Source organism: Rahnella sikkimica, from assembly GCF_002951615.1.
Taxonomy (GTDB): domain Bacteria; phylum Pseudomonadota; class Gammaproteobacteria; order Enterobacterales; family Enterobacteriaceae; genus Rahnella; species Rahnella sikkimica.
In genome coordinates this window covers 2,608,820-2,633,663 of the sequence record NZ_CP019062.1, presented here as the reverse complement: position 1 = coordinate 2,633,663, position 24,844 = coordinate 2,608,820, and the positions used below count along the sequence as shown (strand labels likewise).

Annotated in this window: 22 protein-coding genes and 1 pseudogene; 14 read left to right on the top strand and 9 right to left on the bottom strand. The window is 53.3% G+C overall.

Annotated elements, in window-relative coordinates; translation table 11 throughout:
• Window positions 1-49: 49 nt before the first annotated feature.
• The 3 genes from agp (at window position 50) to BV494_RS12185 (ending at window position 3,278) form a co-directional block, all read left to right on the top strand.
• On the top strand, window positions 50-1,354 hold the full coding sequence (gene agp / locus BV494_RS12195; protein WP_104923115.1) for a bifunctional glucose-1-phosphatase/inositol phosphatase: 1,305 nt from the start codon (window positions 50-52) through the stop codon (window positions 1,352-1,354).
• A 103-nt stretch (window positions 1,355-1,457) separates the two neighbouring features.
• Window positions 1,458-2,465, top strand: coding sequence for a fatty acid desaturase (locus tag BV494_RS12190; protein ID WP_104923114.1), 1,008 nt, complete (start codon window positions 1,458-1,460; stop codon window positions 2,463-2,465).
• A gap of 15 nt (window positions 2,466-2,480) precedes the next feature.
• The gene (locus BV494_RS12185) at window positions 2,481-3,278 is read left to right on the top strand and encodes a phosphate/phosphite/phosphonate ABC transporter substrate-binding protein (protein ID WP_192938001.1); all 798 of its coding nucleotides are present in this window, start codon (window positions 2,481-2,483) and stop codon (window positions 3,276-3,278) included.
• Window positions 3,279-3,328: 50 nt separating this feature from the next.
• On the opposite strand, the gene sseA is transcribed toward BV494_RS12185, so the two are convergent.
• The 3 genes from sseA to BV494_RS12170 form a co-directional block, all read right to left on the bottom strand.
• Window positions 3,329-4,174, bottom strand: a complete 846-nt coding sequence (gene sseA / locus BV494_RS12180; RefSeq protein WP_104923112.1) for a 3-mercaptopyruvate sulfurtransferase — start codon at window positions 4,172-4,174, stop codon at window positions 3,329-3,331.
• 34 nt (window positions 4,175-4,208) lie between these two features.
• Entirely contained in the window at window positions 4,209-4,757 is a 549-nt protein-coding gene (locus tag BV494_RS12175) for a GNAT family N-acetyltransferase (protein ID WP_104923111.1), read from the bottom strand.
• Window positions 4,758-4,889: 132 nt separating this feature from the next.
• Window positions 4,890-5,681 (bottom strand): helix-turn-helix transcriptional regulator, encoded by a 792-nt coding sequence (locus BV494_RS12170; protein ID WP_104923110.1) that lies wholly within the window; start codon window positions 5,679-5,681, stop codon window positions 4,890-4,892.
• 140 nt (window positions 5,682-5,821) lie between these two features.
• Between BV494_RS12170 and BV494_RS12165 the strand changes: the two genes are divergently transcribed.
• Window positions 5,822-6,589, top strand: coding sequence for a class I SAM-dependent methyltransferase (locus BV494_RS12165; RefSeq protein WP_104924784.1), 768 nt, complete (start codon window positions 5,822-5,824; stop codon window positions 6,587-6,589).
• A 56-nt stretch (window positions 6,590-6,645) separates the two neighbouring features.
• Here the strand turns inward: BV494_RS12165 and BV494_RS12160 are convergent, their stop codons facing one another.
• A complete protein-coding gene (locus tag BV494_RS12160; RefSeq protein WP_104923109.1) occupies window positions 6,646-7,563 on the bottom strand; it encodes a DUF808 domain-containing protein in 918 nt (305 codons plus the stop codon).
• 424 nt (window positions 7,564-7,987) lie between these two features.
• On the opposite strand from BV494_RS12160, the gene BV494_RS12155 reads away from it, so the two are divergent.
• The 5 genes from BV494_RS12155 to ppnP all read left to right on the top strand — a co-directional run bounded on the left by BV494_RS12155 (window position 7,988) and on the right by ppnP (window position 11,881).
• Window positions 7,988-8,263: a YdgH/BhsA/McbA family protein gene (locus BV494_RS12155; RefSeq protein WP_104923108.1), complete on the top strand. Its 276-nt coding sequence runs from the start codon at window positions 7,988-7,990 to the stop codon at window positions 8,261-8,263.
• Window positions 8,264-8,512: 249 nt separating this feature from the next.
• Window positions 8,513-9,091: a class I SAM-dependent methyltransferase gene (locus BV494_RS12150; protein WP_104923107.1), complete on the top strand. Its 579-nt coding sequence runs from the start codon at window positions 8,513-8,515 to the stop codon at window positions 9,089-9,091.
• 275 nt (window positions 9,092-9,366) lie between these two features.
• Window positions 9,367-9,891 (top strand): shikimate kinase AroL, encoded by a 525-nt coding sequence (gene aroL, locus BV494_RS12145; RefSeq protein ID WP_104923106.1) that lies wholly within the window; start codon window positions 9,367-9,369, stop codon window positions 9,889-9,891.
• Window positions 9,892-10,446: 555 nt separating this feature from the next.
• Window positions 10,447-11,211, top strand: coding sequence for an IclR family transcriptional regulator (locus BV494_RS12140; protein WP_104923105.1), 765 nt, complete (start codon window positions 10,447-10,449; stop codon window positions 11,209-11,211).
• 379 nt (window positions 11,212-11,590) lie between these two features.
• Window positions 11,591-11,881, top strand: a complete 291-nt coding sequence (gene ppnP / locus BV494_RS12135; RefSeq protein WP_104924783.1) for a pyrimidine/purine nucleoside phosphorylase — start codon at window positions 11,591-11,593, stop codon at window positions 11,879-11,881.
• Window positions 11,882-11,951: 70 nt separating this feature from the next.
• Here the strand turns inward: ppnP and rdgC are convergent, their stop codons facing one another.
• Window positions 11,952-12,866: a recombination-associated protein RdgC gene (rdgC, locus tag BV494_RS12130; RefSeq protein ID WP_104923104.1), complete on the bottom strand. Its 915-nt coding sequence runs from the start codon at window positions 12,864-12,866 to the stop codon at window positions 11,952-11,954.
• A gap of 209 nt (window positions 12,867-13,075) precedes the next feature.
• Here rdgC and mak point away from each other — a divergent pair, with 209 nt between their 5' ends.
• Window positions 13,076-13,996: a fructokinase gene (mak, locus tag BV494_RS12125; RefSeq protein ID WP_104923103.1), complete on the top strand. Its 921-nt coding sequence runs from the start codon at window positions 13,076-13,078 to the stop codon at window positions 13,994-13,996.
• Window positions 13,997-14,049: 53 nt separating this feature from the next.
• Here the strand turns inward: mak and sbcC are convergent, their stop codons facing one another.
• Both sbcC and sbcD read right to left on the bottom strand, forming a co-directional pair.
• Entirely contained in the window at window positions 14,050-17,307 is a 3,258-nt protein-coding gene (sbcC, locus tag BV494_RS12120; RefSeq protein ID WP_104923102.1) for an exonuclease subunit SbcC, read from the bottom strand.
• On the bottom strand, window positions 17,304-18,542 hold the full coding sequence (gene sbcD / locus BV494_RS12115; RefSeq protein ID WP_104923101.1) for an exonuclease subunit SbcD: 1,239 nt from the start codon (window positions 18,540-18,542) through the stop codon (window positions 17,304-17,306). Before sbcD ends, sbcC begins: the two co-directional genes overlap by 4 nt.
• Window positions 18,543-18,769: 227 nt before the next feature.
• Here sbcD and phoB point away from each other — a divergent pair, with 227 nt between their 5' ends.
• Together phoB and phoR are read left to right on the top strand one after the other, a co-directional pair.
• Window positions 18,770-19,459: a phosphate response regulator transcription factor PhoB gene (gene phoB / locus BV494_RS12110; RefSeq protein ID WP_013576682.1), complete on the top strand. Its 690-nt coding sequence runs from the start codon at window positions 18,770-18,772 to the stop codon at window positions 19,457-19,459.
• A 21-nt stretch (window positions 19,460-19,480) separates the two neighbouring features.
• Window positions 19,481-20,800, top strand: a complete 1,320-nt coding sequence (gene phoR, locus BV494_RS12105) for a phosphate regulon sensor histidine kinase PhoR (protein ID WP_104923100.1) — start codon at window positions 19,481-19,483, stop codon at window positions 20,798-20,800.
• A 35-nt stretch (window positions 20,801-20,835) separates the two neighbouring features.
• Here the strand turns inward: phoR and BV494_RS12100 are convergent, their stop codons facing one another.
• Both BV494_RS12100 and BV494_RS12095 read right to left on the bottom strand, forming a co-directional pair.
• Window positions 20,836-21,165: a helix-turn-helix domain-containing protein gene (locus tag BV494_RS12100; protein ID WP_104923099.1), complete on the bottom strand. Its 330-nt coding sequence runs from the start codon at window positions 21,163-21,165 to the stop codon at window positions 20,836-20,838.
• Window positions 21,158-21,553, bottom strand: coding sequence for a type II toxin-antitoxin system RelE/ParE family toxin (locus BV494_RS12095; RefSeq protein WP_104923098.1), 396 nt, complete (start codon window positions 21,551-21,553; stop codon window positions 21,158-21,160). The genes BV494_RS12100 and BV494_RS12095 overlap by 8 nt, the downstream gene beginning before the upstream one ends.
• A 268-nt stretch (window positions 21,554-21,821) precedes the next feature.
• Between BV494_RS12095 and BV494_RS12090 the strand changes: the two are divergent.
• Both BV494_RS12090 and brnQ read left to right on the top strand, forming a co-directional pair.
• Window positions 21,822-22,924: pseudogene (locus BV494_RS12090) on the top strand (cobalamin-independent methionine synthase II family protein).
• A gap of 446 nt (window positions 22,925-23,370) precedes the next feature.
• The gene (gene brnQ / locus BV494_RS12085; RefSeq protein ID WP_104923097.1) at window positions 23,371-24,690 is read left to right on the top strand and encodes a branched-chain amino acid transport system II carrier protein; all 1,320 of its coding nucleotides are present in this window, start codon (window positions 23,371-23,373) and stop codon (window positions 24,688-24,690) included.
• The last annotated feature ends 154 nt before the right edge of the window (window positions 24,691-24,844 follow it).

The following is a 24,844-nucleotide window of genomic DNA, read 5'->3' as shown; positions in this document are numbered from 1 at the left end:
GAGGGCGGTGCTTTTCTTTTTCAGGGAATATTCATAAAGAGGACCACTCGTGAAAACAACATCATCGCGTTATCTCGCCTTAACTGCACTTGCCTGCTTATTGCCACTCTCCCTGCCCGCCGCTCAGGCCGCGCAATCCGATAACCTGGAACTGCAACAGGTGCTGATTCTCAGCCGCCACGGCATCCGTGCGCCGCTGGTGAATTATGGCGATGTGCTGGCCGAATCCACCACGCATACGTGGCCGGTCTGGAAAACCGAAGGGGGATTACTGACGCCAAAAGGCGGGCAGATCTCAGAACATATGGGGCATTACCTCCGCGCATGGCTGGCGAAAGACAAACTCCTGCCCGATGCGGGATGCCCGCAAGCACAGCAGGTTTTCGCCTATGCCAACAGCCTGCCGCGCACAATTGACACCGCGATACACATCACCACCGGCGCGTTTCCCGGCTGTGAAGTTCCGGTCATCAACCGTGTAGAAGTCGGTAAAATGGATCCGGTGTTTAACCCGATTATTACCGCTGAAGTGAATGACAGTTTCAAAACCAGCGCGCTGAATTCGATCAGTCAGCACGCGGGTGAGGGCGGTCTGCCGGGGTTGAACCAGCGCCTGAAGCCAAACTACGCGTTGCTCGAAAATATTCTCGATTACAAGAACAGCAAAATCTGCAAAGAGAAACAGCAGTGCGATCTGGCGTCTCAGCCTTCGGACGTGGTGCTGACGCAGGGCAAAGAACCGGGTATTACCGGCCCGTTGCGTATGGCAACCGGCGCGGCGGATGCGTTTATGCTGCAATATTACGAAGGTTTCCCGATGAAGGACGTGGCGTGGGGGAAAATCAGCACCGACGATCAGTGGACGAAACTGGAAGCCATCAAAAATCTGTATCACGAAACGTTGTTCGGCTCCCCGGCGATTGCTGCCAATGCGGCGAAGCCTTTGCTGACGTTTATCTCCGGCGCGCTTGATCCGAAACAGGCCTCGACGGCGGATGAGAAAGCCGCGCAGCAGGCAAAACTGGCTCTGCTGGTCGGGCACGATTCGAATATTGCCTCGCTGCTCGCTGCACTGAAAACGCAGGATTACCAACTGCCGGGGCAATTTGAACGCACGCCAATCAGCGGCACGGTGGTCTTCCAGCGCTGGCATGACAAGAAAGCGGATAAAGATCTGATGAAGATTGAATACGTTTATCCGACAGCGCATCAGATCCGCAACAACGTGGCCCTGAGCCTGAAAAACCCTCCACAGCGCGTCACGCTGCAAATCGAAGGCTGTAAAGTGGATCAGCAGGGCTTCTGCCCGATGGATCAGTTCACTCAGGCCATACATAAAGATTTGCAGGGCTGAACCGGCCTTAGCCGCTAACTGGCAATAGATAGTGTTTTAAGTTAGTTAGCGGCAGCAGACTGTCATCCGATAATGTGCCGAAGACTTCTGACTTCGGCACATTATGGCGTCCTCTTCTTTCTATCTCAGCCCGCAGCAGCGGGGCGAAATTAAAGCACGTTCCCGCAGCCTCTGGTGGCGACTGGAGATACCGACGTGGTGCCTGATTTTCGCCATTTACGGCGGCTGGTTTTCGGTGGTGTTCTTCTGGAGCAGCCTCGGCCCTTTGCTCGGCACGCCTCTGCTTATCTGGTTTACCGCCTGGTATATGTCGCTGCAACACGAACTTATTCACGGTCATCCCACACGTAAAGCCTGGCTGAACCAGCTGCTCGGCAGTTTGCCGCTGGCGGTCTGGTATCCCTACGGGCTTTATCGCGACACGCATTTACAGCATCACAAAAATGAACATCTGACGATCCCCGGTGACGATCCCGAAGCCTATTATTTCAGCCGCAGAAGCTGGGAAAGTCTGACGCCCGCCATGATAGTCGTTGTCCGTCTGCGCAATACTTTGCCTGGCCGGATGCTGCTCGGTCCGCTGCTGGATATTTTCAGCACACTGACCGGCGCGCTGATGGCGGTTTTACGCGGTGAATGGCGCACCATTGCGATGTGGCTGAATCACGGAATTTGGCTGGCGCTGTTGCTGTTCTGGATGGCGCAGCAGGGGGTGTCTCCGGCTTATTTTGTATTGGCAATCAGTTACCCGGCTCTTAGCCTGACGAAAGTGCGCTCATTCTATGAACATCGCGCCGAACATGCGCCCGAAGCGCGCTCCACGCTAAACGAAGCCGGATTTGTCTGGCGGCTGCTGTTTCTCAATCTCAACTATCATCTGGTGCATCACGATTTGCCGGGCGTGCCGTGGTTTGCGCTAAGGCGGGTCTATTTCGCCGACCGCGAAGCCTATATCCGGCGCAGCGAAGGGTTTGTGGTGAAAGGCTACCGCGAATGGTTTCGTCAACATGCGCGCTCGCCTGTTGCGGTGGACATGCATCCGTTTGCTGCCGGTGAACCGGCGGCAGAAAACGGCCACAGCGACTATGATTATCAGCAGGACACCCCCTGACGGAGTAGCCAGATCATGCTGATGTCTTTACCGATGTACGCCATTTCTCCGCTGGATGTAGAAATTTTCACTGTCGCTTTGCTGGGCAAACTTAAACGGCTGGGCATGAAACCGCTGCCGGTTTCACTGAGCTGGCCGACGGATTTGCTGGCGCACTGGCAGAATAAAGATCTGTTGCTGAGCCAGACCTGCGGATTCCCGTTGGTGGAAAGCCTGCCGCAGGTGCAACTGGTGGGCACATTCAGTTACCGCGCACCCGGTTGTGATGGTTTCCGCTACCGCAGCTTTTTGCTGGCGCGTAAAGAACACAGCGGCCTGCATCTGACCAGCTTTCGCCACCGCAGACTGGCTTTCAACAGCACCGATTCCCAGTCGGGTTACAACAGCCTGCGTGCGCTGGTCGCGCCGCTGGCCGAAAACGGAAAATTCTTCTCCGAAGCCCTGGCGACCGGCAGCCATCTCGAATCACTTCTGTACATGCAGCAACATAAAGCCGATATTGCGGCGATCGACTGCGTGACTTTAGAGCTTCTGCGCCGTATTGCGCCTGAACGCATCAGCGGGCTGGTCGTCGTGGGGCAAACCGCGGCCGTACCGGGGCTTCCGCTGATCACCTCGGCGCAGACTTCACCCGAACATCTGGCGATGTTGCGCCAGGCATTGCATGAAATTTCCTGCGAACCGGTGAGTAAACCGCTGCTGATTGAATCGTTTACTGAGGTACCGCGACCGGCGTATGAAGTGATCCGGCAGATGAAAAGGATTGCGGAAGAGTTTGGTGTGCGTGAGCTGATGCCGGAAAGCGTCAGCTAAAAAAAACCGGACATCATCGTCCGGTGATGCGGGGTATGTTCAGCCGATAATCAGTGCGTTTCTATCGGGAAATCTTCGTTCACGTCGCCCCATTCGGCCCATGAACCGTCGTACAACAGCACATCTTTGACGCCCAGCGCGTCGAGGCCGAAAGCCAGCGCCGCGGCAGTAACGCCGGATCCGCAACTGGTGATCACCGGCTTATTCAGATCAACGCCCAACTTCTCAAACGTCGCCTTCAGTTCCTGCGGCGATTTCATATGACCTTCTTTCGTCAGCTCGGTAAACGGCACGCTGAGGCTCTGCGGAATATGCCCGCCGTGCAGCCCCGGACGCGGTTCCGGTGCTTCGGCTTTGAATCGTGCCTGCGAGCGTGCATCGATAATCTGTACTTTCCCGATGGCGTCTTTTACCTGCTGCGCGCTGGCGACGACCGGGCGCACCAGTCTGGCGTTAAACGTCGACGGTACGCGGGTTTGCTCGCCGCTTTGGGTGGGTTTGCCTTCAGCAATCCAGGCATTCAGGCCGCCATCGAGCACGCGCACGCATTTCGCGCCAAAGCTGGTCAGCATCCACCACACGCGCGGTGCGGAGAACAAATCCCCTTCATCGTAAAGCACGAGGGTTTGCGTATCGGCCACGCCAAGACGGCTCATCGATGCGGAGAATTCTTCCGCCGTCGGCATCATATGTGGCAGACCGGTGGTGCAGTCGGAAATGCTGTCCACTTCGACATAAATGGCACCGGGAATGTGCGTTTCGAGATATTTGCCATGAAAATCAATCGGCGGAGTAATGCCCGGTTTGGATTTACGGCAATCGATAATGACCACGTCCGGTGAATTCAGATTCTTCGCCAGCCAGTCGGTAGAAACGGTGTGGGTAGAGAAAGTCATGTTCTGCTGCCTTATCTTTTTTGTGGAGCCAGCTTCAGAGATCGCCGGGGATCAATGAATACATCCAGGCGTCGCGCGGCTGATCATGATAATAAAGCCGGTTGCGGTGCAATCCTTCGGACGTCGCGCCCGCTTTTTCGGCGACACGACGGCTGCGGTCGTTGCCGTCCATCGCGACGATTTCCAGGCGCGTCAGTTCGAGTTCTTTAAATGCGAAACGCGCCGTGGCCCTGACCGCCAGCGTCGCCAGACCCTGACCGGTATAGCCGGTACGGATCCAGTAGCCGAGATTAGAAAACTTATAATCCTGATTGATCCGGTTGATGCCCACGCTGCCAATCAGATGGCCGGTGGCACGTTCAAACAGACAGAAATTGAATTCTGTGCCGCGATGGCGCTTATACTCGCTGTCGGTCAGATATTTCCGGCTGTCTTCCAGCGAATAGTTGTCCGTACACCAGGATTCCCACTCGCCAATCTCGGCGACAGAAGCCTGAACCGCCGCAAAGTGCGTGACGGCTTCCAGTTCGGTGGCGATGCGGATCTCAATCTTTTCGTCCTGATAAATCTGGCGTGTCATCATATAAGCTGTCCTGCAGTCCGGAAATCATCTATGAAACCAATCAAATCAGCCTCACATATCCGGCTGCTGGATGTCAATTGGTGTTAAGGCCGAATAAATGAGAAAAAACAGCAGGCTGTCAGCCAGCGCAATTTAGCTTTCCGGCACCAGCATCACCAGTTTGCAATCGGCGTAGCCCGCCGGAAAAAACGTCTGCTGGCGATAACCCGTTTCGCCGCTAAGCGGATGATTAAAGCGCCGTTCGCCGCCTTCTCGCGCCAGCACTTCCTGTTGCGTCCACCATTGATTAAATTCGGCACTTTGCCCGCGCAGGCTGATTACCTTCTGGCGGACGGCGTCGGAATGGGCGTAATGGCTGGTCTCCGCACGAAATTCTGCCACCACGCGTTTCGCACGTTCTGCCCAGTCGGGCACCAGTTTTCGGGCGAGCGGGTGCAGAAACATAAAATTCAGCAGATTAGGCTGCTCATCCGTGCCCAGCCAGCCGCTGAATAACGCGCCTGCGGGCGGATTCCACGCCAGCATATTCCAGCAACTGTCGAGCAGATAGCCGGGGCCGCTAAGCTGATTGACGCAATTCTTCAGGCTGTCATCCGGTGCGCCGGACGTGAGTACGGCAAGGGGATCTTTCACCGACGCCAGACTGAACAGGTATTCGCGGGCGGCGGGTTCCATTTGCAGGGATTTCGCCAGACTGTCGAGCGTGGCGGCAGAAATCGACACATCGCGCCCCTGTTCAATCCAGGTATACCACGTGGCGCTGATGCCGCTGATTTGTGCCAGCTCCTCGCGCCGCAGCCCGCTGGTTCTGCGCCGTGCGGAGCCGGGAAGGCCCACCATTTCCGGCGTGACGCGTTCACGGTGTGTGCGTAAAAAGGCACCCAAGGCTCTCGGACCGCTGAGCGACTCTGCGTTATCAATCATTTTTTCTCTCAGGCTGGAAGTAACTCATACCAGTATAAATGCTCATATTGTACCCGTATAGAACAATGCCTATAGTGATTTTGAGGTCATCTGAAACCGGCGTTTCCCCCAAAATAATAAGGCAAACAGGAGCAATGAAAATGACAAAAAACACGCACAGTCAGGCGGTCGATAAGCAGTTTGGTTCGCAGGCGCAAAACTATCTGACCAGCGCCGTTCACGCGCAGGGCGCGGATTTGCAACGTCTGGCTGTTTTGCTGACGCCGTACCCTGATGCGCAGGTGATTGATCTGGGCTGCGGCGCGGGTCATGCCAGTTTTGCGGCTGCACGCGTCGTGAAAAGTGTGATTGCCTATGATTTATCCGCGCAAATGCTGGACGTGGTGGCCCACGCGGCAAAAGAGAAGCAACTGGAAAACATCACCGTCCGGCAGGGCGTGGCAGAATCGCTGCCGTTCGTCAGCGCCAGTGCGGATATCATCATCAGCCGTTATTCCGCGCACCACTGGCACGATGTCGGGCAGGCGCTGCGTGAAGTGGCGCGCGTGCTGAAACCGGGCGGCAAATTCATCATGATGGACGTGGTGTCGCCGGGGCATCCGCTGCTGGATATCTATCTGCAAACGGTGGAGGTTTTGCGTGATACTTCGCATGTCCGCAACTATTCTCCGGGTGAATGGCTGGAGATGGCGTCCGGAGCCGGGCTGATTGCCGGGGAAGTCACTACCGATCGGCTGCCGCTGGAATTCACCAGCTGGATTGCCCGCATGCGCACGCCGGAGCATTTCGCCCTCGCGATCCGCGAACTGCAAAAAGTGATGTCAGACGAAGTAGTCCGCCACTTTGAAATCCAGCCCGACGGCACATTTACCAGCGATATTATGATGCTGGTGGCGACTAAGGGGTAAGGTTGTTGAAAGGGGATTCGCCCTCCCGTGAAAGGGAGGGCGAGAGTTATGCTTCGCTATTTCTTCCCGAACATTTTTTGCCCCAGCATCACCAGTGCAAGAACGGCGGCACCGACAATCAGCCCGACGACTAAATCTGTTGCGCCGGTAATTAGCGTGTTGATCCAGCTTTCGTGGCCGTGCGTCAGGGGTTCAATCAGGCTGTGCATGAAGGGCAAGCCGTGGCTGATGATGCTGCCACCGACCAGGAACATCGCAATTGTGCCAACGACAGAAAGTGTTTTCATCAACCACGGGGCGGCGTTCACAATGCCGCGGCCAAGCGCGCGCACGCCGTTCATCATGCTGCTTTCGCCTGACAGTTTGCTGAGATACAAACCCGCATCGTCAATTTTGACAATCGCACCGACCAGCCCGTAAACGCCGACGGTCATGGCGACGGCAATCAACACCATAACGGTGACCTGATTGAGAAACGGTGCAGATGACACGATGCCCAGCGAGATCACGATGATTTCAGCAGAAAGAATGAAATCGGTACGTACGGCACCTTTCACTTTTTCTTTCTCCAGTTTTTTGGCATCGGCTTCATTTTTAATTTCAGCCGTAGCCGGTTTCTTTTCTTCCTGATGATTGCCAGGCATCAGCTTGTGCGCGACTTTTTCGAAGCCTTCGTAACATAAGTACGCACCGCCAATCATCAGAAGCGGCGTAATCGCCCAGGGAATAAATGCGCTGATCAGCAGCGCCAGCGGCACCAGAATGGCTTTGTTGACCAGCGAGCCTTTTGCCACGGCCCAGACAATCGGCAATTCCCGATCTGCCCGCACGCCGCTAACCTGCTGTGCATTCAGCGCCAGATCGTCTCCCAACACGCTGGCTGTTTTTTTGGCCGCAACCTTACTCATTGCGGCTACATCATCAAGTATTGATGCAATATCGTCGATCAAGGCCAGAAGGCTACCACCCGCCATAAACACTCCCTAATACCCCGTCATCATTCCATCCGGTTGATGACGGGGTTTTTGTTGTTGAAATCAGTCTCCGCGCTCGCAGGGACCTAACTTCTGTTTGCGTGACAGTGCAGGGGATCACAGCAACAGAAAATTCATAAAAAATAATCATATCAGTGATTGCACTCTCTCGTCGATTTGTGCGAATGTTGTCCGGGTTATAAATAACTTTGAAAACTCTCCATACTTCCTCCATAAAATATCTTTATTTTCCGGCCCCTTATCCGCTGTGAAATGTTTACTTTCATTCCCTCCTTATTTTTACCACAATGGTTAAATTTCTTTACATTGCATTACGTCCCCTTTCATTGCTTCGCCGATAATTAATTCAACGGATGACTTCCGCTCCATTAATTAACGAAACTCACGAAGAAAGGTGCGTATTATGAAACTCTTACCTATGTTTACTGCCGCTGTAATTACTGTCGCTTCATTCTCAGCACTAGCCGCTTCGCCGATTTCTGAAATGCAGGCGCAAAGCGGTAACTATCAGTCACTGGGTATGGTTTCAGTGAGTGCGTCAAGCACCGTTCCTGGCAGTATGCATGATCAACTGGACCAGATCGCCAGCGATAAAGGTGCCACACATTATCGCGTAGTCGGTGCCGGTACTCCCGGTGATTCCAGCCTGACCCGCGCTAATGTCGAGCTGTATAAATAATCTTAAATTTTTTATTAATAACGGAGTTTTTTATTAAGACGTTATTAAATCAATAAGTACGAGAAGGCCAATGTCATCTGACATTGGCCTTTTTATTATTTATGCCATTCCTGTTATTTACAGGGCACTTTGAGAATCCTCCCATGTGTTTTTTCTGAGATAAACCTTTCTGATGATTATTCCCCCGATTAATCATTTCTTAAGAATTTTTTGGTGTTATGGCGGTCTACTTCCTCAGGAGGAGTTAACATGCTGAACGCCGCAAGAACGACAATCAAGAACACCGGTCTTTCGATTCAGAACCAATTTTTCTACTTACAGAATTTTATTACCTCACCACGGACAATGGGGACGCTAATGCCGTCTTCGCCGTGGCTGTGCCATGCGATGTTGAGCCAGATTGACTGGGCGACGACGCTGGATATCGCAGAGTTGGGGGCGGCTGACGGCGTGCTGACCCGCCGGATCCTCAGCCGGATGCGTGCGGATGCGAAGCTTGAGGCGTTTGAAATCCAGCCCGCGTTTGTCCGTAAGCTTAATCAGTTGGAAGACCGCCGTTTGCAGGTGATGGCGCACTCTGCCGAGCACATGCGTACCGATTATGATGCGGTGTTTTCGTGCCTGCCGCTGCTGTCGATGCCGGTGCGGACCAGCATGAAGATTTTGCAAAAAACGCAGCAGCAGCTGAAAAGTAAAGACGGCGTGCTGGTTCTGTTTCAGTACAGCCAGATGTCTGAGAAATTACTGTCGCGCTATTTCACCTGGAAAAAAATCCGCGTGGTGAGGAATTTCCCTCCGGCCATCGTGTATATCTGTAAACCTCGGTGATACAGCGACTTAGATACTCTTAATTTCTAAGCTACTTGCAGGGCATTGCGCTACATGGATTTTTCAGTATGATGCCCTGAATGGCGTAAATAAAACGCTACAGAAGCTTCACCGGCAGGTGACAAAAATCTGCCAGTGAGGCTTTTTTGTTGTACTATCTAGCGAGTACAACGCAGGGCCAGTACATCAGGCCACTTATTGCGACAAAGACTTCATATTGATGATGATTTCATCAGGTGAGATACGGGACTTTCGGGGAATAAAGGATAGCGGTAATGACACAACCCATTTTCATGGTAGGCGCGCGTGGCGCGGGTAAAACGACAGTAGGCAGTGCACTTGCAAAGACGCTGGGCTACAAATTTGTCGATACCGATCAGCACCTGTTGCGCACTTCAGGCCTCAGTGTGGCGGATATTGTCGACCGTGAAGGTTGGGAGGGATTCCGTCGCCGTGAAACCGAAGCCCTGAAAGCCGTTTGCTCACCGCTGACCGTGGTCGCGACCGGCGGCGGTGCGGTGCTGGCGCAGGAAAATCGTGATTTCATGCGTGAAGCGGGAACCGTTATTTATCTGCGTTCACCGGCATCTACACTGGCAAATCGTCTGGAAGATGCGCCGCAGGAAGATCAGCGCCCGACGCTGACCGGCAGGCCAATTACCGAAGAAATGATGCAGGTGCTGAACGAACGCGAAGCGCTGTATCAGGAAGCCGCTCACCATGTGGTGGATGGTACGCAGGATCCTGCGCAAGTCGTGGATTCTGTGATGGATGCACTGGCGTTGCCGATGGCGCGCTAAACGTCATCCGCGGTAAAACGTCATCATGGCGGGTCTTTGAGGCCCGTTTTTTTTGCCTGAAATCCGGCCGCAAAGTGTAAACAAAATGGGCCATATTTCGGGATGGTGATCACGGTTGTCTAAGTATTGTGTGGATGTATGACCGGGCGTAAACTAATAACTCAGGTGATTACTTAGACGCAGCGCCGTGACGCTGAAAACCCACAACGGACCCGATGATGAAACCCCTGATGTCTTTTTTTAACCAGCACAGTAAGGCTATGCCCGCAATCTGGTCGATCACAATTATTCTGATCGAAGCTTCCATCGCGTTGTACATTTTGCATAATATTTAATTAAGATAATCTGCTGAGTTTGACATCGTTCACTTCATAAATACTCGGCATTCATTCCGCTCCCCTTCGTATTTCTTTGCTTTAGGAATTTCTTTAAGCATATTCATTTATCTGTCTTTTTCTGGCTGTTAAATAAACGTCTTGACGCTGACACGTATCAGCTTTAGTTTTTATTTAACTTAACAGGAACCCTGTTCCATATACCGGAACTCCCTCCTTTATGACGACTTTAGAAAATGCGGCTGCGGTGCTGAAGTTATTTTCAACTCAGGAGATCCGTCAGGGACACCCCGGTTTGTCATTCAGCGATGTGGTCGAAAATTTAAAACTACCGAAAAGTACGGTTTCACGTTTACTGATGACGATGGAAACGCAAGGGCTTCTGGAACGCGATCTGGACAGCCGTTTATACCGGATCGGAAAATTATTGCTGGCGGTTTCCAGCCATTATTTATCTGCGCCGCTGGTGGATTCCGTTTCACCATATATGACGCAACTGAGCCAACTGACGCAATGCACCGGGTATGTGTCGATGCTGGAGGGGCGCGACATTATGGTTATGCGGATGTTCCCCGGCAGAACCTATCTGCAAGTGGTGACGCCCGCCGGGAGCCTGCTGCCCGCGCATGAAACGGCCATTGGGCGTGCGATTCTGGCGCGATTCAGTGACGAAGACGTCGTACAGCGTTTTAACGGGGAATACCAGGTGAACTCCTTTAATTCCCCCGGAAGTCTGGGTCTTCTTTTGGCCAGGCTGGCAGAAGTCCGGCAGACAGGATTATCGTTTGCCAATAATGAAACGTTACAGGGCATCAGTTCTTTAGCGACCAGTATTTTTAATAAACACCGTAATGAAACAGCAGGACTTTGTTTGTCCTTCCCTTCTCCTGAACAGGGGAAAAACATTCCGGAAGGCATAAAAGAAGGGCTGATTGCCGTGACCCGGCAAATAGCCGAAAAATTGGGTGATGAGTACTGGCAATGATTTTTCAGCGCAATGACCAGTAACGGACCCGGATTATTTTTTATTTATTTTTACGCCAACACCAGGGCCGTTATCTGGCCAGCATTAAACACTGACTGTTCCGATGATGAACAGCATTCGTGACCGTTTTAGCTTGTGCGCCTGTGCGCCGGTCACGACGTTTTAAGAGGTTTTTTTGATGAGTTTGCAACAGACATTCACGGGGTTTGAACTGAGGGATAGCCACCCACAATGGCATTGTGCGACGCTAAAATCAAATCAGTGACGCCGCTTTGCGGGCGGTGTCGTCTGTTGCAGATAAAGCGGTAATAATCAGTGACAGAAGCAGGTTTCTGCCCCTAATATGGAGGCTCTGAAAATTATCGCAAAGGGCCAATCTATGTTGAAAAATAATGAGTATTTTGACGGGAAAGTGAAGTCGATTGGTTTTGACAGCGACAGTACGGGTTCCGCCAGCGTTGGCGTGATGGCCATCGGCGAATACACTTTCGGCACCGCTAAGCCGGAAGAAATGACCGTCATCAGCGGCTCGCTGAAAGTGCTGATCCCGGGTTCTCCGGACTGGCAGATCTTTAAGCCGGGCGAAACCTTCTACATTCCGGGTAAAAGTGAATTCAATTTGCAGGTCGGCGAAACCACGTCGTATCTCTGCAAGTATCTGACCAAATAAATCATTCAGACACAGCACAAACAGAAAAGGCGCCAATGAGCGCCTTTTCTTATTGTTACAGAACCTGAACTTAACGCTGAGCTTCGCCGCCCAAGGCCTCAATCAGATTCTGAATTAATGCAGCCAGTTCACCGGTCATCAGCACGAAATCCGCATCGAAACGTCCGGCGAAATCTTCGCGGTCGATATCTTCGTTCTGATCACGGATGACGTCGCTGAATTTCAGACGTTTGATGCTGCCGTCGTCGGCCAGTACAACGGCAATGCGTTCCTGCCAGTCGACGGCCAGCTTGGTCACCAGTTTGCCATTCTCGATGTGCGTGGCGATTTCGTCGCTGACCAGCGCCTGTTTTTTACAGCGGATCACGCCGCCGTCTTCCAGAATCGCTTTCAGCTCGGCTTCGTCCTGCAGGGCAAAACCGGCAGGCGTCTGGCCGGAACGTACCCATTCGGTCAGCGTCAGTTCGATCGGGCTTTCCATGGTTAATGGCACAACCGGCAGTGAACCCAGGCTTTTACGCAGCAGCGCCAGCATATCTTCGGCTTTCTTCGCGCTGGCGGCATCGACCATGATCAGGCCGTTAACGGTGTCGATCCACATGAATGTCTGGCTGAAACGGCTGAACGCGCGTGGCATCAGACTGTGCAGCACTTCGTCTTTCAGGGAATCTTTTTCAGTTTTCTTCAGCTTACGGTGTTGCTCACCTTCAAGCTGATCAATCTTGGCCTGTAACTCCTGTTTGATGACCGGAGAAGGCAGGATTTTTTCTTCTTTACGGGCGCAGATCAGGATCTGACCGCCGTTAACGTGAGTCAGCGCGTCGCCACCGTGGGAACCCATCGGTGAAACCCAGCCGGTTTTCGCCATATCCTGGCTGCCGCACGGGGTAAAGGTGAAAGCGCTGAGCTGTTTTTCCATTTCCTCAGCAGATAACGAAACTTCACGGCTCAAACGGTATACCAACAAATTCTTAAACCATAACATGGCGTTATCCCTGTTCCGGCGCACTCGTGGTACGCTGATTAAATGACTGCAGGGCGGCATGATAACCAATTGAGCGCCGGTCGTCGTTAAGAAATCGCCGCAGCATGAAACATTGCATAACAGCTTATTCTGGTGACGACAGCAGTGGGCTTCTACACTGATTTAACCTCAAAATAACTGACCCTACTGGCAGAAACAGGAGAGAAAACGTGCGAATTGGCATTGATTTAGGCGGCACAAAAATAGAAGTCATCGCGTTATCTGACGAAGGGAAAGAACTGTTCCGCAAGCGGGTGGATACGCCAAGAAATGACTACGAACGCACGCTGAAAGCGATTGAAGGGCTGGTGCTGGACGCCGAAAAAGGCACCGGTCAGCACGGCAGCGTTGGGCTGGGGATCCCCGGCACGCTTTCGCCATTTACCGGTAAAGTGAAAAATGCCAACTCGGTCTGGCTCAACGGTCAGCAACTGGATGAAGATCTGGCGCTGTTGTTAAAACGCGAAGTCCATATTGCCAACGACGCCAACTGTCTGGCGGTTTCCGAAGCCACCGACGGCGCGGGTGCCGGGCGTCATACGGTTTTTGCGGTGATTATCGGCACCGGCTGTGGTTCCGGCGTTGCGCTCAACGGCGTGGCGCACGCGGGCGGAAACGGCAATGCCGGCGAGTGGGGGCATAACCCGTTGCCGTGGCAGGATGAAGAAGAAATTCAGTTTGCCCGCGAGGTGCCGTGTTATTGCGGCAAATCCGGCTGTGTGGAGACGTTTGTGTCGGGCACCGGCTTTGCGGAAGATTATTTCCGGCTGTCAGGCCAGCGGCTGAAAGGTGCGGAAATTATTGAGCTTGTTGAGCAGGGCGACGAAACGGCGGAGCTGGCGCTGGGCCGTTACGAGCGTCGTCTGGCGAAAGCGCTGGCCAATGTGGTGAACATCCTGGATCCGGACGTTATCGTTTTTGGTGGCGGCATGAGCAACGTCGATCGTCTGTACCAGACCGTTCCCGTGCTGATCAAACAGTGGGTCTTTGGCGGCGAATGTGAAACACCAATCCTTAAAGCGGTTCATGGCGATTCCAGTGGTGTTCGCGGTGCCGCCTGGCTGTGGCCGCAGTCGCGCTTCGCGTTGTAATTTTCTGGCAGACAAAAGCCGCATGATGTAACGCCATCATGCGGCTTTATCGTTTACTGCGACGGGACTTTAAATTCACTGCTCAGGCGGCTGACGCCCAGCCCGTTCACCTTGGTCACTTTGATTTGCACCGGAATGCGGTCTTTCATCGCTTCAACGTGGCTGATCACGCCAATAGTTTTACCGGAGGCGTTCAGGCTGTCGAGGGCGTCCAGCGCGGTGTCCAGCGTGTCGGCGTCGAGCGTACCGAAACCTTCGTCGAGGAACAGCGAATCGATGCGGGTTTTATCACTCACCAGATCTGACAACGCCAGCGCCAGCGCCAGACTGACCAGGAAACTCTCGCCGCCGGATAACGTGCGGGTATCACGCACGGCGTCGGCCTGCCAGGTATCGACAACCTGCAACTCCAGCGCGTCGCTGGTTTTGCGCTGCAACAGGTAGCGGCCATGCAGTTTTTCCAGCTGACGGTTCGCCAGATACACCAGATGATCCAGCGTCAGTCCCTGCGCGAACTTACGGAATTTTGCGCCATCGCTGGAGCCAATCATCTGATTGAGATATCCCCAGTCATCACAGGTCAGCTGCGCCTGCGCAATCTGCGCGATTAACGCCTGCTGGCTGCCGCTGCGTTCCTTGTCGAATTTAAGCTGATTACTCACTTCGCCGGTACGCTGTTGCAGCGCTTTCAGGCTTTGTGACAGTGATTCCTGCTCTGCCATCAGCACCGTGAGATCGCTTTCGCTTTCACTCAGATGCGCAGGGCGTGCCAGCCGGTGTTTCTCTAATGTCTCTTTCGCGTCGCTTAACAGCGCCTGAGCCTGCGCCAGTAGTTTCTGTAACTGGTCTTTACGCTGCCGGAGTTGCTGGCGTAATGCATCGTCGAGCAGGGCCAGTTTCACTGCATCTTCATCCGCAAACTCGCTGGCGGCCAGCGCCTTTTGCCAGTCTGTTTGCGCCTGTTGCAGACGCGCCATGGCCTGCTGATGTTGCCGTTGCGTGCTGGCAAGCTGACCGGCCAGTGTGTCGCGAAGTTCCTGCGCACGGTGCAGGGCCGTCTCGGCTTCGCTGACTGCTTTTTCGGCGGCCTGTTGTTGCTGATGCAAGTGCTCGCGAACCTGCGTGACCTGACGGTCGCCGAAGAGTTCAGTGCGTTGCGCCGTCAGGTCTTTCAGCGTTTTCTCACCATCCGCATACTGGGTTTGCAGACGTTCAAGTTGTTCCTGAGATTTCGCCTGGTTTTGCTGCGTCAGCGTAAAACGCTCCGCCAGCAATGCGCTTTGCTGCTGGACTTTTTGTTGTTCGCTGACGGCTTCGCTGAGGGCGTCTTTCGCCTGTTGCAGCGCACGCGCCAGCTGTTCATGCTGGCGGAGGTGTTCCTGCGTTTGCTGTTCTTCCTGATCGCATGACGCCAGCCATTGCTGAATGTCCGGCCCATCCATCAGCGTGAATGTCAGACCATGTGGAGCACTGAGTTTCTGCCAGTTTTCGAGATGCGCGTTCAGCTGCTGCTGGTCCTGCTCAAGCTGCGTTTGCAGGCGCAATTGCAGTTCTTTCAGGCTTTTAATTTTCGCCGCCAGTTCGATTCCGCTGGCTTTCGTCGCATCAAATTCCAGCTGCATTTTCTCAACACGCTGCGCCGTTTCAGACGGTTTGATCTCCTGATAACTTTCAATCGCCGGATGCGAGGTGGAACCGCACAGCGGGCAGGCCTGGCCGCTTTGCAGATTTGCGCGTTCTGCGGTCAGGCTGACGATCAGTTCCTCGCTTTTCAGCCGCGCTTTAACATCATTCAGATGTTCGAGCTGTTTCTGACATTGCAGACGGATTTTGCCAAGGCGTTCTTCTTCCTCAGAAATTGCCGTCTGATTCAGCGCAAAATCCTGATGCTGCTGACGGACACGTGAGTCGAGCTGAGGGAAAATTTGTGCGAGTGAAAACAGCTGCTGACGCACTGGACGCAACTGCGTCAGTTCAGATTGCCGTTTTTGCAACGCCGCCAGCGGATGCAGTTTTTCCAGTTCGCCCAGACGCTGTTGCGCAGCCTGAAGCGCACCGGTCAGCGTGGTGTGTTTCGCCTGATGTTGCTGACTCTGTGACTCCAGTTTCTGGTGCTCTTCGGTGATTTTCGCCAGCGTCGCGCTGTGCTCACTGGCCTGTTTCTGTACTTCACTGACGGTCTGCTGCGTGTCAGTCAGTGATTTGCGCCACCGTGCAATTTCGCTATCCAGCGGCAGAACTTTTTCGTCCATCAGCGTCTGTAGCTGGCGCTGTTCTTCGGTCTGTTTCTGACGTGCGGCTTTCGCCTGTTCCAGCGCCAAAGCCAGCGGCGTCATCTGCGCCGCCTGTTGTTCCTGCTGCTGAATCAGCTGTGTAAGTGCCTGCTGTAAATCCTGCGTTTCTTTCTCACAGCGCAACCGGTCGCTGAGCAGCGGACGCAGCTTTTCAGCCGGTTCACTGCGCGCGAGTTGCTGCAACTGCGGCGCAGCGGCGAGGTTTTCCTGCTCCGCCGCCGTCAGTTGCTGCTGAGATTGCTGATGCTTTTGCTGCACCTGCTGCCATTGTTGCAGCCAGTTCAGATCTTGCTGGCGTTGCAGCGCCTGCTGGCTGAGGATAATTTCCTGCGCGTTCAGCGCGGCCAGTTCCGTTTCGAACGCCTGACGCTGCTCTTCGCTGAGCAACTCGATACCCGCCATGCGCTGATACAAACCGTCGAGCTGATTTTTGGCTTCTTTATGTTGTTCAAACACGCGTTCAGAAAGCCGCCCGTAGATTTCGGTGCCGGTGAGTTCTTCCAGCAATTCCGCGCGGTCGTTGGCATCGGCATTCAGGAACGCGGCGAACTGGCCTTGTGAAAGCATCATCGATTTGGTGAAACGGCCGAAATCCAGCCCGGTCAGTTCAGCAATAGCATCGAGTTTATCGCGCACTTTGTCGGCCAGAATTTTGCCGTCAGCCAGCAGCGCCAGTTCTACTTTGGGCGCCTGCAAATTGCCGTCCGGCGAGTTTTTGGCACGACGCTGGCTCCAGAACGCGCGGTAGCCAATGCCTTTGACCTCAAACTCCACTTCCGCCAGCGATTCGGCGGTGTGCCGCGTCATCAGTTCATTCTGGCTTGGCGTGACGTTCAGGCGCGGTGTCTGGTGATACAGCGCCAGACAGATGGCGTCGAGCAGGGTGGTTTTCCCCGCGCCGGTCGGGCCTGTGATGGCAAATAATCCGTTGCTGGCAAAAGGCTCAGCGGTGAAGTCGATTTTCCATTCGCCTTCCAGCGAGTTCAGGTTTTTTAAACGCAGACTGAGAATTTTCATTGGGCGGCATCCTCTGCGGACTCGCCGCGAGTGACCTGACTGACAACCTGAGCGAACAGCGTGCGCATCCGCGCCTGACGCGGTTCGTCGGGATCGGTTTCCTGCGCCAGCCGCCGTTCGAACACGTCGCTGACACTCAGTTCGCTGAGCGTTTCTTTTTCCTGTTGTTCGATGCCGCTGATGCGTTGTTCTTTACTCCGGCGCAGCAGAACCACTTCCACCGGCAAATCTGCGGTGAGCGCCTGAATACGCCGCTGAATATCACTGAGATAATCCTGTGTGGCGACTTCGATATCCAGCCAGACCGGTTTACCGGCATCGCCGTCAGCAAACTGCGTCAGTTGTTTTTCGATGTCTGCGAGGGAACCTTTGATGATCTGCATCGGCTGGAAAACGGGGATTTCCAGCGTGTCGATGGCGTTAAGCGTAGCGCCGTCGAAATCGAGCAGGTAAACGCTTTTGGTTTTACTGAGCTCATCGAAACTCAGTGCAATCGGCGAGCCGCTGTAACGGATATGTTGGGTTTTTGCGACACACTGGGCGCGGTGAATATGCCCGAGCGCCACGTAATCCACCGGCGGAAAGGCCTGCGCCGGGAAGGCGTCGAGCGTGCCTATATAGATGTCGCGCACGGAGTCCGACGTGCTGACGCCGACGGTGGTCAGATGGCCGGTGGCGATAATGGGCAGCGGCACACCCAGTTCCTGACGCTTAGCCAGCGCGGCCTGATACAGCGCGTCATAATGCGCCGCAATGGCTTCCTGCAAGGCGAGCTGTTTGTCGCTGCCGGACTGACCGGCCTGACTGGCCAGTAAATCGCGCGGACGCAAAAAAGGAATCGCACACAACACCGCACCGGGCTGGCCTTCGCGTGTGTTCAGCACCAAAACCTGTTCATCCAGATTTTCGCCCACGGTGGCGATCACCCGCGTATTCAGGCACGAAAGCAGCTCGCGGGATTCATTGAGCGTGGCGACGGAATCGTGATTTCCGGCCAGCACCACCAGCTGGCAGCCGGTTTGCTGTAACTCCACCACGAAGCGGTTATACAACTCGCGGGCGTAGCTGGGCGGCGAGCCGGTATCAAAAATGTCCCCGGCGACAATCACGGCGTCCACCTGATGTCGCTGCACCTGACCGGTCAGCCAGCGCAAAAAAGCCTGATGTTCAGCGGCGCGGCTCTTGGTAAAAAAGTACTGGCCGAGGTGCCAGTCGGAGGTATGGATCAGGCGCATGAGACTCCCGTGTGAACCCTGTATGACGACAATGGGGCAAAGTATAAACGTCGGCGGGGGAACCTGTCCCCGATAAATCAGACCAATTTCAGCAGGATGGCAAGAATTTATCTGTCATATTTGCCTTAAATGACCCATCATTTTCATTCATAAATCTGTCACAAAACTGACGCATAATGGCGCCCGCAATCAAATAAAAGATCGCTAACCTATTGGCAGGACCTACGATGGCTAGACGTATATTGGTGGTTGAAGACGAAGCTCCAATCCGTGAAATGGTGTGTTTTGTACTGGAACAGAATGGATATCAGGCAGTAGAGGCTGAAGATTTTGATTCAGCGATTGGCCAGTTAGTGGAACCTTACCCTGAACTTATCCTGCTCGACTGGATGTTACCCGGCGGTTCCGGTATTCAGTTTATTAAGCACCTTAAACGTGAAGCGCTCACCCGCGAAATCCCGGTGATGATGCTGACCGCACGCGGTGAAGAAGAAGATCGGGTGCGCGGCCTTGAAGTCGGTGCCGATGATTACATCACCAAACCGTTTTCACCCAAAGAACTGGTTGCCCGTATTAAAGCTGTGATGCGCCGGATTTCGCCAATGGCGGTCGAGGAAGTGATCGACATGCAAGGGCTGAGCCTGGATCCGTCCTCTCACCGGGTGATGGCCAATGAGCAGGCGCTCGACATGGGGCCGACCGAATTTAAGTTGTTACACTTCTTTATGACCCACTCCGAACGCGTGTACAGCAGGGAACAGTTGCTCAATAACGTGTGGGGCACTAACGTTTATGTGGAAGATCGCACGGTAGACGTGCATATTCGTCGTTTGCGTAAAGCGCTGGAAACCAGTGGACATGACAGAATGATCCAGACTGTTCGTGGTACCGGATATCGTTTCTCAACGCGTTATTGAGTCCCACAGCGGAGAATCTGTGTGTTAGAACGTTTATCATGGAAACGTCTGGCCGGTGAATTGTTTCTCTTTTGCCTGCCAGCCCTGATCCTCGGTGTCTTTGTCGGCCATTTCGGCTGGCTTCTTTTTGCGTCGCTGGCTGCGGCGCTGGGCTGGAATTATTACAACCAGCTTAAACTCTCTCACTGGCTGTGGCTTGACCGCAGCATCACCCCGCCGAACGGGCGCTGGAGCTGGGAACCGTTGTTTTACGGACTTAACCAGATGCAGATGCGCAACCGGCGACGTCGTCGTGAATTAGGACAATTGATTAAACGTTTCCGCAGCGGTGCTGAGTCGCTGCCGGATGCGGTGATTCTGACGACGGAAGACGGCAATATTTTCTGGTGTAACGGACTGGCGCAGGATCTGCTCGGTTTCCGCTGGCCGGAAGATAACGGGCAGCACATTTTTAACCTGCTGCGCTATCCGGAATTCCGTACCTGGATCCAGACCCGCGACTTCAGCCGTGCCCTGAATCTGCAGCTCAATAACGAACATTACGTGGAGTTTCGCGTGATGCCGTATTCCGAGGGGCAGCTTCTGATGGTGGCGCGTGATGTCACGCAGATGCGTCAGCTCGAAGGCGCGCGACGTAACTTCTTCGCCAACGTCAGCCATGAACTTCGCACGCCGCTGACGGTGCTGCAGGGGTATCTGGAAATGATGGAAGACGCCAAGCTGGAGGAGCCGTTCCGCACAAAAGCGCTGGATACCATGCAGGAACAGACGCGGCGGATGGACGGGCTGGTGAAACAGTTGCTGACCCTGTCTAAAATCGAAGCCTCCGCCAATATCGATATGCACGAGAAAGTCGATATTCCGCTGATGCTCGGCATGCTTGAGCGGGAAGTGCAGACGCTAAGCGGCGGGAAACATGAAGTGGTGTTTCGCGTAAACGAGAAGCTGAAAGTCTTTGGCAATGAAGATCAGCTGCGCAGCGCGGTGTCGAATCTGGTGTATAACGCCGTGAATCACACCCCGCCGGGCACGCGGATTGAAGTCAGCTGGCAGCAAATCCCGCACGGTGCGCAGTTCCAGATAAGCGACAACGGGCCGGGCATTGCGCCGCAGCACTTACCGCGCCTGACTGAACGTTTTTACCGTGTGGATAAAGCGCGCTCACGCCAGACCGGCGGCAGCGGGCTGGGGCTGGCCATCGTGAAACATGCGCTCAGCCACCATAATTCGAAACTCGAAGTCCTCAGCGAAGTTGGCGTCGGCACCCGGTTTATGTTTACGCTGGCACCGAAATTGATTGTTCCTCTGGAACAGTCAAGCACAAGCCCGGTAAAAGGATAAAAAAAGAAGCCACAGTGAATCGCTGTGGCTTCTTTCTAGCAGATGACTTGCAGACCTTTTTCTTCAATTAACATCAGTAATATCAGTGCAGCACCCGTCGGTTTTGTTTCGTCACGCTCCCACTTTTGAATGCTGTTGGCGGACATATTAATAAGTCTGGCTAAAACTCCCTGACTGATCTTTTCTTTCTCTCGCAACGCGCGGATACGCTGGGCGGAGCTTTCTGCAAAAGCCTTAAGTTTTTCTTCCTGAATAGCTTCATCAACAATTTTGTTTATTTCGCGCATGGTTGTTTGCGAAACAGTTCCAGACTCATGGAATCGTTGCGCAATACCTTGTGCTTTAAGAAGAAGTTCATCAGCCATGTGGTTTTACCTCGGTGATCAGACCCAAACTTAAGTCTTTATTTAGCTGCGTATCCGGTATATCCAAAAGTACCTGAGCAAGCGATTTAAATATCTTTAATGCTCCCGGTGATATTTCGGGCCCGGACTTATGGACATTTTTCTTCTCCCATCCGGCCATGAAGAAGATTTTCTCTTCAAAGCGAAAGGCAATAACCGCACGCCCAAATCCTGACTTCGATCTACCTGATGGGGCAATTCTTTTTTTAAAAACATTGCCGGATAAATCTGCATCGTAAAGCCCGTTCGCCAATTCATTTGCCGACTTAGCCACGTCTTTTTCTGACAATTTGCTCGCTTTCATAAAGTCATGAAAGTCTTCTGTAACGAAAATACGTAAACAGACCATGTAATCATCCCTGGGAAAAATAACTATAGTAGATAATACCATAGTTAGCAACTGACCAAATATTGTCCCGCGTCATGAAAATTCCAAACGTGATCATGAATTTATTTCACGTCTTATGAAAATTCCTCTGTTGTGGGTGAACAGACTGCATGACAGTATGGCCTTAAAGCCGTTTAGACATCCAGATGTCTACAAGTAACGCAGCGTAATTATTTACGTTGTAAATCATTTGCATTCCGCCAGCGGCGTGATGCCATAAGGAGTTTCCATGCAACGTACAACCCCTCCGTTCCGCGCTGACGTCGTTGGCAGTTTCCTGCGCCCGGCTGCAATTAAAGAAGCCCGCAAACAGTTTCAGGCCGGTGAGATTGATGCAGCGCAGCTGCGCGCGGTGGAAGACACTGAAATCCGCCGTGTGGTGGATTTGCAGCGTGAAGCGGGTCTGCAAGTGGTGACGGACGGCGAATTTCGCCGTGCGTGGTGGCACTTTGACTTCTTTGAAGGTCTGGAAGGGGTGGAAGGTTACGACGCGGTGCAGGGGATCCAGTTCAACGGCGTCCAGACGAAAGCGCGCAGCATCAAAGTGGTGAGTAAACTCGGTTTTGGCTCACACCCGATGCTGGAAGATTTCCGTTCCTGAAAAGCATCAGCGGAACGGCTGTGCCAAAAATGACCATTCCCAGCCCGAGCGTGATGCATTTCCGCGGTGGCCGTAACGCCATCAGCAAAGACGTTTATCCTGATCTGAAAGACTATTTTGACGATCTGGCGCAGGTTTACCGTGATGCGATTAAAGCGTTCTACGATGCCGGTTGCCGTTATCTGCAACTCGACGATACCGTTTGGGCGTATCTGTGTTCTGAAGATCAGAAGAAACAAATCCGTGAGCGTGGCGACTCTCCGGAAGAGTTAGCACGTACTTACGCTGACGTGCTCAACAAAGCTATCGCCGGTAAACCGGACGATCTGGTGATTGGTCTGCATGTTTGCCGCGGTAACTTCCGTTCAACCTGGATTTCTGAAGGTGGCTACGAGCCGGTGGCAGAGATTCTGTTTGGCGGGGTAAATATCGACGCCTTCTTCCTGGAATATGACAATGAACGTTCAGGCGGTTTCGAACCACTGCGTTACATCAAAAAAGGCCATCAGCAGGCGGTACTGGGGTTGATCACGACTAAATCCGGCGATCTGGAACTGGCGAAAACCGTGGAAGCGCGTATCGCAGAAGCGGCTGAATATCTGGACATTAATCAGATTTGCCTGAGCCCGCAGTGTGGCTTCGCGTCAACGGAAGAAGGCAACAGCCTGACCGAAGCGCAGCAGTGGGAAAAACTAAAACTTGTGGTGGATATCGCTGCCCGCGTCTGGTAAATACGCAAACTGGCTAAATTGTCACCTCATAAAAATGCTGGATATTGTGCGTGAAATGACCTTTGTATGGTGATTTCACGCATTTATCCTCGAATTGGAGCATATCTTGTGCTTTGTTCGTTCAAAAATCATACATATCATATTGCGTGTTTTGAAGGGTATTTAGTGATTATTACTGCTTTGAGGAATTAATCTGGTTGAACACTCTGCTTTTTGGATCTCGACTTGCCTTTCTGCGCTATAAACGTTTACCTTAGTCCCCGCTGTCGCTCGATTCCTGCTGAATAACAACGTAATCATCTGCAAACAATCAGGCGTTTTTAGCTCACTCCGATCCTCACATTGGTGCTCTCTGGCTGTAATAACGCCATTCATCCTTCTGACGGAGTGGCACGACGACAGCATCGGACACTTTATTCATTTGAACAGGCAACACGACACCAATCATGAGTATTCGTTTAACAAATAAAGATATTCTGGCGCTGGGTTTCATGACCTTCGCCTTATTCGTCGGGGCAGGAAATATCATTTTCCCGCCAATGGTTGGCTTGCAGGCGGGTCAGGAAGTCTGGTGGGCAGCTGCAGGGTTTATGATCACCGCAGTGGGTCTTCCCGTGATGACCGTCATTGCGCTTGCGCGCGTCGGTGGCGGTGTTGACGCCCTGAGTACGCCAATTGGTCGTGGTGCCGGTATTCTTCTGGCAACCGTATGTTATCTGGCTGTCGGCCCGCTGTTTGCCACGCCGCGTACGGCGACAGTTTCCTTTGAAGTGGGTATCGCGCCGTTGACCGGTGACGGCCCGCTGCCTCTGCTGATTTACAGCGTGATTTATTTCGCGCTGGTGATTGGTATCTCCCTGTATCCGGGCCGTCTGCTCGATACCGTTGGACATTTCCTTGCGCCATTGAAAATGGTCGCGCTGGGTGCGCTGGGTATCGCCGCCTTGCTGTGGCCTGCCGGTCAGTCAATGCCTGCGGTTGACGCATACCAGACAGTGCCCTTCTCCAGCGGTTTTGTTAACGGCTATCTGACGATGGATACGCTGGGTGCGCTGGTCTTCGGAATTGTTATCGTCAACGCAGCACGTTCGCGCGGCGTGACCGATGCCAAATTGCTGACCCGCTACACCATTCTGGCAGGTCTGATTGCCGGGATTGGCCTGATGCTGGTCTATCTGAGCCTGTTCAAACTCGGCGAAAACAGCGCCTCGCTGGTGCCAAATGCAACCAACGGTGCGGTGATCCTGCATGCTTACGTGGCACATACTTTTGGTGGCGTGGGCAGTTTCTTCCTCGGCGCGCTGATTTTCATTGCCTGTATGGTGACTGCGGTTGGCCTGACCTGCGCCTGTGCAGAGTTCTTCGCTCAGTATCTGCCGCTGTCTTATAAGACGCTGGTCTTCATTCTGGGTCTGTTCTCCATGCTGGTGTCCAACCTGGGCCTGAGCCATCTGATTTCGATTTCAGTGCCGGTTCTGACCGCGATTTATCCGCCGTGTATTGCGCTGGTGGTTCTGAGTTTCACCCTGCGCTGGTGGAACAGCACCACGCGTATCGTCGCACCGGTGATGGTTGTCAGCCTGGTCTTCGGTATTGTTGACGGTATCAAAGCGTCTGCTTTTGCAGACCTGATGCCCGCCTGGACCGCGAACCTGCCGCTGGCGGCGCAAGGTCTGGCCTGGTTGCCACCGTCATTATTAATGCTGGTGCTGGTCGGTATTTATGACAAAATCAGCGGTCCGCGTAGCGTCACTGCGCACCAATGATCATTTGGTGAATGTTCAACGGCATAAAACATAATTAGTCTGCTGAATGTTTCGCCAATCGGGCCACGGAGAATCTTCCGTGGCTTTTTCATTGGCAGATAAAAAAGCTAATTTACAAAATACGCATTTTGGATTTTTAAAAAACATACGGGTT